General features: G+C 69.3%; 9 protein-coding genes. 2 read left to right on the top strand and 7 right to left on the bottom strand.

All coding sequences use genetic code 11. The annotated features are described in order from the left end of the window. Positions 1–123: 123 nt before the first annotated feature. On the bottom strand, positions 124–1,227 hold the full coding sequence (locus J0J01_RS06405) for a phospholipase (protein ID WP_296379406.1): 1,104 nt from the start codon (positions 1,225–1,227) through the stop codon (positions 124–126). A 2-nt stretch (positions 1,228–1,229) separates the two neighbouring features. After that, on the bottom strand, positions 1,230–2,879 hold the full coding sequence (locus J0J01_RS06410; RefSeq protein WP_296379407.1) for a GMC family oxidoreductase N-terminal domain-containing protein: 1,650 nt from the start codon (positions 2,877–2,879) through the stop codon (positions 1,230–1,232). A gap of 63 nt (positions 2,880–2,942) precedes the next feature. Between J0J01_RS06410 and J0J01_RS06415 the strand changes: the two genes are divergently transcribed. Beyond that, positions 2,943–3,488 (top strand): nuclear transport factor 2 family protein, encoded by a 546-nt coding sequence (locus J0J01_RS06415; RefSeq protein ID WP_296379408.1) that lies wholly within the window; start codon positions 2,943–2,945, stop codon positions 3,486–3,488. 12 nt (positions 3,489–3,500) lie between these two features. Then, a complete protein-coding gene (locus J0J01_RS06420; protein ID WP_296379409.1) occupies positions 3,501–4,367 on the top strand; it encodes an isocitrate lyase/PEP mutase family protein in 867 nt (288 codons plus the stop codon). 171 nt (positions 4,368–4,538) lie between these two features. Here the strand turns inward: J0J01_RS06420 and J0J01_RS06425 are convergent, their stop codons facing one another. From J0J01_RS06425 to glgX, 5 genes are all read right to left on the bottom strand, one after another. After that, a complete protein-coding gene (locus J0J01_RS06425; RefSeq protein ID WP_296379410.1) occupies positions 4,539–5,285 on the bottom strand; it encodes a glutathione S-transferase family protein in 747 nt (248 codons plus the stop codon). Positions 5,286–5,514: 229 nt separating this feature from the next. Further along, complete coding sequence (locus J0J01_RS06430; RefSeq protein ID WP_296379411.1) at positions 5,515–5,721, bottom strand: hypothetical protein; 207 nt, start codon at positions 5,719–5,721, stop codon at positions 5,515–5,517. Then, positions 5,718–7,553, bottom strand: coding sequence for a 4-alpha-glucanotransferase (gene malQ, locus J0J01_RS06435; protein ID WP_296379412.1), 1,836 nt, complete (start codon positions 7,551–7,553; stop codon positions 5,718–5,720). The genes J0J01_RS06430 and malQ overlap by 4 nt, the downstream gene beginning before the upstream one ends. Continuing rightward, a complete protein-coding gene (gene treZ / locus J0J01_RS06440) occupies positions 7,550–9,250 on the bottom strand; it encodes a malto-oligosyltrehalose trehalohydrolase (RefSeq protein ID WP_296379413.1) in 1,701 nt (566 codons plus the stop codon). The genes malQ and treZ overlap by 4 nt, the downstream gene beginning before the upstream one ends. Further along, positions 9,247–11,346 carry a glycogen debranching protein GlgX gene (glgX, locus tag J0J01_RS06445; protein ID WP_296379414.1) on the bottom strand — a complete coding sequence of 700 codons (2,100 nt, stop codon included), beginning with the start codon at positions 11,344–11,346 and terminating at the stop codon, positions 9,247–9,249. Before glgX ends, treZ begins: the two co-directional genes overlap by 4 nt.

Here is an 11,346-nt window from a genome sequence, read left to right on the forward strand (position 1 = left end):
AGCTCAGCAGACGCGTCTGGCAAACTTATGACGACATCGTCCAGGGTTGTTGCGACGCTTGGAACTGGCTCATCGCCGACACTGTCCGCCTCGCTTCGATCACTACCCGCGAATGGGCATCGGTCAGAACTTAGGGCCGATGGTATAAGTCAGGAACCAATCCAGGATCGCGCCGTTCTCGTCGCGCGGATAGGTGTGGGAGAGGTCGGCGATCTCGCGATAGACGACGTCGGCGCCGGCCTGGATGAGCGCCTGCTCGGCGACCCGCGCGGTGCGGGCCGAGAACATCCAGTCCAGCGCGCCGTGCACGATATGGATCGGCAGGCGGTGCACCCGGTCGGCATCGGCCATGGTCATCATCAGCATGGGATGGAATGCCGCCGCGATCGGCGCCAGGTGGGTGAACGGGCAGCCGGCCGCCAGGCCCCAGACGTAGGTGTAGGTGCCGCCGTCGCTCATGCCGGTCATCAGCCGGCGCGTGGCATCGAGGTTCCAGCGGCTGCCGATCTCGGCCAGCATGCGATTGATGTTGTCGGCGTCGAGGTCGGGCTCGGTCAGCGACCAGGTCTGGCCGGATGCGGTCGGTGCCAGCAGGACGAAGCCGCGGGTGCGCGCCTCGCGCAGCCAGCTCCACAGGAAGGCGCCGCCGTTGCCGCTGCCGCCGTGCAGCGCCGCGACCAGCGGCCAGGCGCGCGCCGGCTCGTAGTCCTCCGGCACGTAGAGCGAGAAGCCGCCGCGCGTGCCGGCCGAGCCGCCGACATGCATCACGCCGACATCGGGCGTCGCGGGATCGATCGCCGCCAGCCGATCGATCCGCGCGGTGTCGTCGCGCGCCGACTTTTCGAGGAAGAACTGGTTCACGGGCCTGAGATGCGGCGCCATCGGATAGAGCGCCTCGCAGGCCCGCGCATAGCCGCGCATCGCGCGATAGGCAGCGACGATCGGTTGATCGGCCTGCGGCGCCGACAGCAACCCCGACAGGCTCTGCATCGTCTCGGCGGCGGCGCGTTCCAGGCAGTCGCGCGCCGGCGCCAGCCGACCGGGCCAGTCGAACGCACGCGACTGCTCGAGCGCCGGGGCGAGGTCGCTGCCGCGCTGCCCGATCGCCTCGATCAGCCGCGGCAGGGTCTGGGGGCTGAGATGGCGGCCGGCGAACTCGATCGCATAGAGCGCCTTCAGGATGGCAGGCACCAGCCGCGCGATCGTGTCGACGGCGGGCTCGCTCATCGTCAGTCCTTCAGCATCGCCGCTTCGAGCGGGGCGCGGCCGCGGATCAGGTCGGCGGCCTTCTCGGCGATCATCAGCACCGAGGCGTTGAGGTTGGCCGACGGCATGGTCGGCATGACCGAGGCATCGACCACGCGCAGGTTCTCGAGCCCGCGCACCCGGAGCTGGTCGTCGACCACGGCGGTCGGATCGTTGTCCGGCGCCATCCGGCAGGTGCCCATGAGATGGAAGGTCGTGGTGCCGCGCTTCTTGGCCGCCTCCAGCAGGTCGGCGTCGGACTGCGCCTGATCGCCGGGGAATTCTTCCCGGTCGTAGTACTTGGAGAGCGCCTTGGAGTGCAGCAGCCGGCGGGCGAGCTTCATGCCGGCCAGCAGCACGCGGCGGTCGCTTTCGGCGGCCAGGTAATTCGGCTGGATCAGCGGCGCGATGAAGGGATCGGCCGACTTGGCGCGCACCCAGCCGATGCTGTCGGGCCGCTGCTGCCAGGAGGCGATGGTCATGCCCGGGAAGTCGTCGAGCTTGGACTGCACGCCTTCCTTGTAGCTCGCCGGCGTGAAGGTGAGCTGCAGGTCGTAATTGTCGACCGCCTCGTCGGACTTCCAGAACACGTAGACCAAGGTTGGATTGAGGGAGAGAATCCCGCGCCGCGTGAAGGCGTATTTCAGCACCTGGCCGACCAGCTTCGGCCCGTGGCTCAGCTCGTTGATGGTCTCGGCGTTCTTGACGCGCGCGACGAAACGCGGCGCGTAGTGGTCGCGCAGGTTCTCGCCGACGCCGGCGAGCCCGTGCTTCACCGGGATGCCGAGCTCGCCCAGCAGCCTTGCCGGGCCGACGCCCGAGATCTGCAGCAGTTGCGGGCTGTTCACCGCGCCGCCGCACAGGATCACTTCCTTGGCCGCGCGCACGTCGCGGGCTTGGCCGTGCTGGCCGCCGCTGTTGTAGCGGATGCCGACCGCGCGCTTGCCCTCGAAGAGGATCGAGGTCGCATGGGCGTTCGTGCGCACGTCGAGATTGCCGCGCTTCATCGCCGGCTTGAGGTAGCCGCGTGCGGCGCTGACCCGGCGGCCGTTCTGGATGATGCGCTGGACGTAGCTCACGCCCGCCTGTTGCGTGCCGTTGTAGTCGCGGTTGCGCGGGATGCCCTGCTCGACGGCGCCTTCGATGAAGGCGTCGCAGATCGGGTCGCGCCAGTCGAGGTCGGTGATCGGCAGATGGCCTTCCTTGCCGCGGAAGGTCTCGTCGTCGGCGTGCGCGTTGTCGGCCATGCGCCGCTCGCTGCGCCGGAAGTAGGGCAGCACGTCGGCATAGCCCCAGCCGCGGTTGCCGCGCTGCGCCCAGCCGTCGAAGTCGAGCCGCTGGCCGCGATTGTAGATGTGTCCGTTGATCGAGCTCGAGCCGCCCAGCGTCTTGCCGCGCGGGGCGGCGATGCGGCGGCCGCCGGTCCATTCGCTGGCCTCCGACGTGTACAGCCAGTTCACGCTGGGATTGACCAGCGTGTACATGAAGCCCGCCGGGATATGGATGAAGGGATGCCAGTCGCGCGGCCCGGCCTCGAGCACGCAGACCGTCGTCTTGCCATCCTCGCTCAACCGGTTGGCCAGCACGCTGCCGGCCGAGCCCGCGCCCACGATCACGTAGTCGAACGTTTCCATGGCCATGGCTTAGCAATCGGGCCGGCGAATGGCTATCCTGATTGCCCAGGGAGGATGCCTGACATGCCCGAACCCGATCTCGTCGCGCTGTGGGAAGCGCACTGCCGCTATGAATTCGAGACCCGCGACGCCGATGCCACCATGGCGACCATGGTGGCCAAGCCGTACGTCAACCACGTCCCGACGATGACCGGCGGCGTCGGCCACGACCAGCTCAAGCGTTTCTACAAGTACCATTTCATCGGCGGCAATCCGCCCGACACGACGCTGACGCCGGTCAGCCGCACGGTCGGCGCCGACCAGATCGTCGACGAGCTGATCTTCGGCTTCACGCATACCAGCGAGGTCGACTGGATGCTGCCGGGCGTTCCGCCTACCGGCAGGAAGGTCGAGATTCCGCTGGTCGCGATCGTGCGTTTCGTCGGAGACAAGGTGGCGCACGAGCACATCTACTGGGACCAGGCCTCGGTGCTGGTGCAGGTCGGCCTGCTCGATCCGAAGGGCCTGCCGACGGCCGGCGTCGAGACCGCGCGCAAGGTCGCCGACAACGACCGTCCCAGCAACGAATTGATGCCGCGCTGGCCGTCCAGCGCCGGCAAGCCGATCTAGAGGGGGAACGACATGACGAGCGCACCCGATCAGCTGCGGAAGATCCTGGCCGAACCGGGCCTGGTGGTGATGCCGGCGGTGTGGGACGGGCTGACCGCCAAGCTGACCCACGAGGCGGGCTTCAAGACCGCCTTCCTGTCGGGCTCCTGCGTCGCGGCGAGCCGGCTGGGCGGTCCCGACCTCGATCTCGTCTCGTTCGGCGAGATGATGGACTCGTTCAACATGGTGCGCGGCGCCGCACCCGACCTGCTGGTCCTGGCCGATGGCGACCACGGTCACGGCAATGCGATGAACGTGCAGCGCACGGTCGCGGGCTACGGCCGCGCCGGCGCCGCCGCGGTGCTGATCGAGGACAAGATCACGCCGCGCGCGCTGACTGCCGCCGGCAAGCCGTGCCTGCCGCGCGAGGAAGCGCGCATGAAGGTTCGCGCCGCGGTGCAGGCGGCCAAGGCATCCGGCATCCTGGTGATGGCGCGCACCGACTGCCGCCCGACCGCCGGCATCGACGAGGCGGTCGCCCGCATCGAGATGTTCGTCGCGGAAGGCGCCGACATCCTGTTCATGGATTCGCCGGCCGACGATGCGGAGATCAAGCGCGGTATCGACGCCGCCAAGGGGCGGCCGAGCTTCGCCGTGCTATCGCCCGGCGCGCCGCGCGCCACGCCTTCGCAGACCGAGGCGCTGAAGCTCGGCTTCAAGATCGGCACCTATCCGACCGGCATGCTGTCGCCGGCGGTCGCCGGCATGAAATCGGGCCTGGCGGCGCTGAAGGCGGGCGAGGCGGAATCGAAGGGCGCGCTGGCGCCGGCCGAGCTGCGCACGACGCTCGGCTATCCGGCCTACGACACGGCGGCCAAGCCGTTCATCGTCAAGAGCTGACGCGAGAGGCGGCGGCGCGGGACAATTTGCAGTCTCTCGTCCGCCGCGTCCGGGGCGTCCGCCAGTGTCCGCCCTGGGGGGTGGGGCCGGATTCCCGGATTCTCGCCTAAAACCCTTATGGAATCGGCATCGGAGGTGTCCGGGAGTCCGCCGCAATCCCGGCCGGACGCCTCAGGACTGAGCCTTCGCCACTTCGTCGAAGAAGCTTTCGATGCGCGCCTTGGCGAAGGCCGGGCGTGCCTGGACCCTGGCCCACCACTCGGCGACCCGGGGATGGCGCGCAGGCGTCATCTCGTCGGGCGCGATCTCCTCGTCGATGCGCTTGATGAACGGCACCACGGCGATGTCGGCGATCGACAAGGCATTGCCGGCCAGCCACGTCGTCTGGCGCATGGTCTCTTCCATCTTGTCGAGCATGCCGACCAGCTTGCCCCGCGCCGTCGCGCGCTCCTCGTCGGTGTAGGGCTTGCGGGCGGCGCGGGTCCACGCCTCCTGCCGCTCCCTGCTCGGCACGCTCTTGAGCTTCTCGGCCAGCTCCGCGTCGGTCCACGTCGCGGCGACCTTGGCCAGCGAATGGACCCAGTTGAAGATGATCAGGTTGCCGATGCGCTCGTCGGCATAGCGGATCCAGTTACGCATCACCGCGCGCCCGTAAGCGTCGGCGGGCCGCAGCGGCGGATCGGGATAGGTGTCGTCGAGATACTCGCAGATCGTGCCGCTCTCGTAGAGCGACCGGCCGTCGTCGAGGATCAGGGTCGGGATCACGCCCAGCGGGTTGATCTTCAGGTACTCGGGCGAATGGTGTTCCATCGCCATCATGTCGACGAGGCGGCTCTGGACCTCGAGCCCCTTCTCGGCGAGGCAGAGGCGCACCCGCCGCGACGCGCTCGATCTCCAGGCATGATGCAGCACCAGCATCGGACTCTCTCAGGCTTTGCAGAGTTTACTCGCGGGCCGGGCGCCACTCCGGCTGGTCATGTTTGGGCTACCTACGCACCGTGAGGTCATGACCGCTAGCCAACGGATTTCCGCTCTGGGTGTTTCTTATTCCTCCCCTCGGCTCCCGTGCGTCGAGCTGCGTGTCTGCGTTCCACGCCGCCGCGAGAACCTTCTATCTACGGGGCAAATCTCGTTTGGGAAATGGCGTTCACGGCCGCCGTGTGGACAAAAGTGCCACAGGCCAGCGCCGCCAAAGATGCTGCAATGCCGTGCATCGCGCCGGCCGCGCGCAGGTGATCGGCGAGGCGTAGACGTGGCTGATCCCCAGCGCGGCGAAATAGGGCACCAGCGCCTCGGCGTCGGCGAAGGTGAAGCCCTTGTGGAACTGCAGCCTGAGCGTGGCGTGCGGCGTCACGAGCGACGCTCGTTCAGCCGGCGCGCGCGTCGCGCGGCCGCGGGTTGCTGAAGGAGCTGGTCGGCAGGCAGGGCGAAGCGGCGGCGCCAGTTGGGATGCTCGTCGATCGTGCCCGGCAGGTTGGGCTGCTCGGCGATGCCCATGATGTCCTCGAGCGGCACGATCGTCAGCGGCCCCGGCGCGCGGGCGACGAAGCCTACGGCGGCATCGACCACGGGATCGCTGTCCCAGCTCTCCGGCATCGGACCTGGCGCGACGCCGGCTTCGGCGAAGGCCTGCCACAGCAGATGGCGCTCCTGCGGCCGCTGCGCGATCTCGTGCTCGGTGACGGTGCCAAGCCCACGGCGCAGCTCGAGATCGGCGCCGCGCCACCAGCCGGCGACCGTCGGCAGGTCGTGTGTGGTGGTCATGGCCACGGCGTCGTCGCGCCATTCGTCGGGCCGCAGGAAGCGCTCGCCGTGGCGCTGGAACCACAGCACGTCCATACCGGCTACTCCGGCGGCGCGGCAGCGGGCACGGAAGTCGGACGGCACAGTGCCGAGGTCCTCGCCGATCACGATGGCGCGGTGGCGGTGCGATTCCAGCGCCAGCAGCCGCATCAGGTCGTCGACCGGGTAGGAGAGATAGGCGCCGTCCCGGGGCGAGCCGCCGCTCGGCACCAGCCACAGCCGCGTCAGCCCCATCGCATGGTCGATCCGCACGCCGCCTGCATGCCGCATGTTGGCGCGCAGGGTGGCGATGAAGGGCGCGAAGCCATCGGCGACCAAGGCCTGCGGCGAGAACGAGGTGAGGCCCCAATCCTGGCCGTTGGGATTGAAGGCGTCGGGCGGTGCGCCGATGCTGAGGCCGCTCAGGAACTCAGCCGGCGCAGCGCCGACCTGCGCGCCGCCGGGATCGAGGCCGATCGCGAGATCGGCGATCAGGCCGATGCGCATGCCGGCCTCCTTGGCGGCCCGCTGCGCCCGGGCGAAAGCTCGATCGGCCAGCCATTGCAGGAAGGCGTAGTAGCCGAGATCGCCGTTGCGCGCCTCGAAGCGGGCATGGCCGTCGAGGCTCGCGCCTCCGGCCTTCATGAAGGCCTCGAACGAAGCGGCGAGCGGCGGATGCTCGGTGCGGAAGCCGTCGTACAGCCGGCGCAGGAGGGCGTATTTGTTCGCCGATGCCGTCGGCCAATCGATCAGGCCTGAGTCGGCGGCGTTCTCGATGGCTTGCTCGCCGAGCACCGCCGCCGGATCGATCAGCAGGGGATTGAGGAAGAGCCGACTCGACGGCGAATAGGGCGCGATGCGCGCGAGGTCGTCGGGGAACAGGCTGTGCGCGGGGCTGAGTGCCAGGGCATCGGCGCCGCAGCCGGCGGCCGCCTTGGCCAGCATCGAAAGGCCTGTCGTGTCGCCGATGCCGAGGTCGCCGGCGCGCTTCAGCGAATAGATCTGCACCGCGAGGCCCCACAGCCGCTCGCCCGGGGCGAAGTCGGCGATGGTGAAGCAGCGCTTCGGCGCGACCGCGACGCCAAGCTCGCGCCCGCCGAAGCGCAGCGTGTGATAGCCGGGCGTGTCGATCGGCGCCAGGCGCTGGGCCCGTATCGCGACGGGTCGGGTCGAGCCGTCTTCGAGCTGCAGCTCGCCGGCGGCATCGTCGATCTCGGGAAGATGAACAGGCTCGCCGGCCGTCGCCGTCACCAAGCGCGGCACCGGCGGCGGCGCGCCGGCGAGCGAGTCGAGGAGGCGAACGAGCGAGGCGATCGACACGCGTTGCGGCCAGCCGTTGGCGTCGATCCAGTCGACGGCGATGCCCGCCCGGCGCGCGCGCTCGAGGATCGCCTCGTCGTTCATGAGGCGAGGAACGCGACCGTGCTGCGGCCGCCGAGCCGTGTGCCGTTGAGCGCGCCGTCGCGGCTGGCGAACAGGCAGCGGTCAGTTGGCGGATCGAGGGTGCAGGGGTGCTCGGCGAAGTTTGCGGCCAGCGCCAGTACTGCGCCGTCGCCCAGCCGCCAGCGCGCGGTAACGGCGGCCTCGCCGATCGCTTTGGCCGAGAGGGTCTTGGTGCCGGCGAGGCGCGGCACGATCGTCTTGTGGCGCAGCCTGAGCAGCGAGCGATGGAAGCTGTCGTCGCCGGTCGGCGGCACGCGGCTGCGCTCGAACGTCTCTTGGGCGTTGGGATCGGGAATGTCGGTACCGCCGAAGCCGCCGAAGGCCGCGAACTCGCGCCGCCGGCCCTCGCGCACCGCGGTCGCCAGCTCGCCGCGGAAATCGGTGAAGAACTGGAACGGCGCGCGGCTCATCCGCTCCTCGCCCATGAACAGCAGCGGGATGTTGGGCGCGAGAAGCTGCAGGGTGACCGCGGCCTTGAGCGCCTCGGGATGGGCGAGCGTCGTCAGCCGGTCGCCGGACGGCCGGTTGCCGACCTGATCGTGGTTCTGCAGGAACAGCACGAAGGCGGTCGGGGCCAGATCGGCGCTCGGCGTGCCGCGCGGCGCGCCCTTGCGGTAGGGCGACGGATCGCCCTGGAAGGCGAAGCCCTCGGCGAGGCAGCGCGCGAGCTGCTTGGCCGGCGTCTCGGCATAGTCGCCGTAGTAGCCGTTACGCTCGCCGGTCAGCAGCACATGCAGGACGTGATGGGCATCGTCGTTCCACTGCGCGTCGAAGCCGTGGCGCAGAGGGCCGGCCTCGTTGCCGTCGTGCTCGAGCACCAGATGGACCTGGCGGTCGGCGATGGTGGCGCGGATCTCGGCGGCCATCTCGTCGAGGAAGGTCCGGTCCTCGATGGCGTGCACCGCGTCGAAGCGCAGCCCGTCGAAGCGGTATTCACGAAGCCAGTAGAGCGCGTTCTCGATGAAGAAGCGGCGCACCGGCGGCTGGCGGAAATCGATCGCCACGCCCCACGGCGTGTGGAGATCACGGCGGAAGAACGGCGGGGCGTAGAGGCCGAGATAGTTCCCGTCCGGCCCGAAATGGTTGTAGACGACGTCGAGGAACATCATCAGCCCCAGCCCGTGCGCGGCATCGACCAGGGCGCGCAGCTCGTCGGGCGTGCCGTAGGCGCGGTCGGGCGCGAACGGCAGCACGCCGTCGTAGCCCCAGTTGCGCGCGCCGGGGAAGTCGCTGACCGGCATCAGCTCGACCGCGGTGATACCGAGATCGCTGAGCCGGCCGAGATCGGCCTGGATGCCGGCGAAGCCGCCACAGGTGCCCGGGTGCAGCTCGTAGAGCACCGTCTCGGGCCACGGCCGGCCCTTCCAGTCGGGATGACGCCAGCGATAGGCCTCGGGATCGACGACCAGGCTCGGGCCATGAACGTCGTCCGCCTGGGCGCGCGAAGCCGGGTCGGGAACGGCCTGGCCGGACGGCAGTCGATATCGGTAGGCGGCACCGGCACCGCAGCGCGCTTCGGTTTCGAACCAGCCGCCGGGCTGCGGTGTCATCGGCTGCGCCGGTCGGCCGTCGATCTCGAGGCCGACCGCCGTCACGCCCGGCGCCCACAGCCGGAAGCGCGTGCGATCGTTGGCGAGAACCGTGGCACCGAATCTCATTTGCGATAAACGCTGCGGACCAGCACCACGCTGCGCGACTTGACCGCGACGGTTTCGCCGTCGATGTCGCGCTCGGCCCCGGCGGGATCGGTGCTGTCGAGCAGCAGGCGCGTCGGCAATCGGGGCGGCGGCAACTTGAAGGTGCGGTCGTCCGGCATCGGATTGAACAGGCAGGTGAGGATCGGCACACGGCCGTCGGCCTCTGTCACGGCGCGGCGCAGCACCAGGGTGCGCTCCTGCGGGTTGTTCCACGCGTCGGGCGACAGCCCCTGGCCATGCTCGTCGAACCAGGCGATGTCGAGCACGTCCGGCGCCGGCTTGTCCTTGCCGTGCAGGAAGTTGGCGCAGCGCAGCACCGGATGGCGGTGGCGCAGCGCGATCACCCGCGCGGTGAAGTCGGTGAGCAGGCGGCCCTGCTCGCTGTCGGCCAGGCGCCAGTCGATCCACGAGCTCTCGTTGTCCTGGGCATAGGCGTTGTTGTTGCCGTTCTGGGTGCGGCCGAGCTCATCGCCGGCCAGCAGCATCGGCGTGCCCTGGGCGAGGAACACCGTTGCGATCATCGCGCATTGCAGGCGGAAGCGCGTGTCATTGATCGCCGGATCGTCGGTCGGGCCCTCGGCGCCCCAGTTCGCGGAGAGATTTTCCGAATGGCCGTCCTTGTTGTTCTCGCCGTTGGCCTCGTTGTGGCGCTCGGCGTAGCTCACGACGTCGCGCAGGGTGAAGCCGTCGTGGCTGGCGACGAAGTTGACCGAGGCCCACGGCCGACGGCGGCGGCGCTCGAAAAGATCGCTGGAGCCCGCCAACCGTGCCGCGAAGTCGGAGCGCTGGCCCTCGTCGCCGCGCCAGTAGCGGCGCACGCCATCGCGGAAGCGGTCGTTCCATTCGGCCCATCCCGGCGGATGGTTGCCGAGCTGGTAGCCGCCCGGTCCGAGATCCCACGGCTCGGAGATCAGCTTGACCTTCGACAGCACCGGGTCCTGGCGGACGGCATCGAAGAAGCCCGAGCCGGGATCGAAGCCCGGGCCCTCGCGGCCGAGGATGGTGCCGAGATCGAAGCGGAAGCCGTCGACATGGAACGAGGTCACCCAGTAGCGCAGCGAATCCATCACCATCTGCAGCACGCGCGGATGGGAGAGGTTCACCGTGTTGCCGGTGCCGGTGTCGTTGATGTAGTGGCGCGGATTGTCGGGGACCAGCCGGTAGTAGCTGGCATTGTCGAGCCCGCGGAAGGAGAGCGTCGGCCCGAACTCGTTGCCCTCGGCGGTGTGGTTGTAGACGACGTCGAGCAGGACCTCGAGACCCGCCGCATGCAGGCGGCGCACGGCGATGCGCATGTCGTCGACGGTGCCGTCGGAGAGGTAGCGCGGCTCGATCGAGAAGAAGCTGAGGGTGTTGTAGCCCCAGTAGTTCCGCAGCTCCTTCACCAGCAGATGGCGGTCCTGCAGGAAGGCATGGATCGGCATCAGCTCGACCGAGGTGATGCCGAGCCGCCGCAGATGGTCGATGGTGGCGGGATCGGCCAGGGCGGCGAAGGTGCCGCGCTCGCGCGGTCGCAGGTCCTGCCGAAGCTCGGTCAGCCCCTTGAGATGCGCCTCGTAGATCACCGTGTCGGACCACGGCACGTTGGGCGGCCGGTCGTCGCCCCAGTTGAAGTCGTCGGACACCACGATGCCCTTGGCGACACCGGGGGCGCTGTCGCGGCGGTCGAGCGAGAGGTCGCCGCGCGGCGAGTTCACGCGATAGCCGAACATCGCGTCGGAGGTCCGGTACTCGCCGACGATGCGGCGGGCGTAAGGGTCGAGCAGCAGCTTGTGCGAGTTGAAGCGATGGCCACGCTGCGGTTCGTAGGGGCCGTGCGCGCGGAAGCCGTAAATCACACCGGGCCGCGCGTCAGGTAGGTAGCCGTGCCAGACCTCGTCGGTGCATTCGGGCAGGGTAAGACGCGTGACCTCGCGGCGGCCCGCCGGATCGAACAGGCAGAGATCGACGCGATGGGCGTTGGCCGAGAAGACGGCGAAGTTGATGCCCAGGCCGTCCCAGGTCGCGCCGAGCGGAGAGGGACTGCCCGGCAGCAGCTTATCGGGGGAGAACGCCAC

It is taken from the genome of Reyranella sp. (genome assembly GCF_017305915.1).
Taxonomy (GTDB): Bacteria; Pseudomonadota; Alphaproteobacteria; order Reyranellales; family Reyranellaceae; genus Reyranella.

Coding starts and splice junctions, on each gene's coding strand:
- treZ (WP_296379413.1), bottom strand. CDS start 9,250: ATGAGATTCGGTGCCACGGTTCTCGCCAACGATCGCACGCGCTTCCGG.
- J0J01_RS06410 (WP_296379407.1), bottom strand. CDS start 2,879: ATGGAAACGTTCGACTACGTGATCGTGGGCGCGGGCTCGGCCGGCAGC.
- J0J01_RS06405 (WP_296379406.1), bottom strand. CDS start 1,227: ATGAGCGAGCCCGCCGTCGACACGATCGCGCGGCTGGTGCCTGCCATC.
- J0J01_RS06425 (WP_296379410.1), bottom strand. CDS start 5,285: ATGCTGGTGCTGCATCATGCCTGGAGATCGAGCGCGTCGCGGCGGGTG.
- malQ (WP_296379412.1), bottom strand. CDS start 7,553: ATGAACGACGAGGCGATCCTCGAGCGCGCGCGCCGGGCGGGCATCGCC.
- J0J01_RS06415 (WP_296379408.1), top strand. CDS start 2,943: ATGCCCGAACCCGATCTCGTCGCGCTGTGGGAAGCGCACTGCCGCTAT.
- J0J01_RS06420 (WP_296379409.1), top strand. CDS start 3,501: ATGACGAGCGCACCCGATCAGCTGCGGAAGATCCTGGCCGAACCGGGC.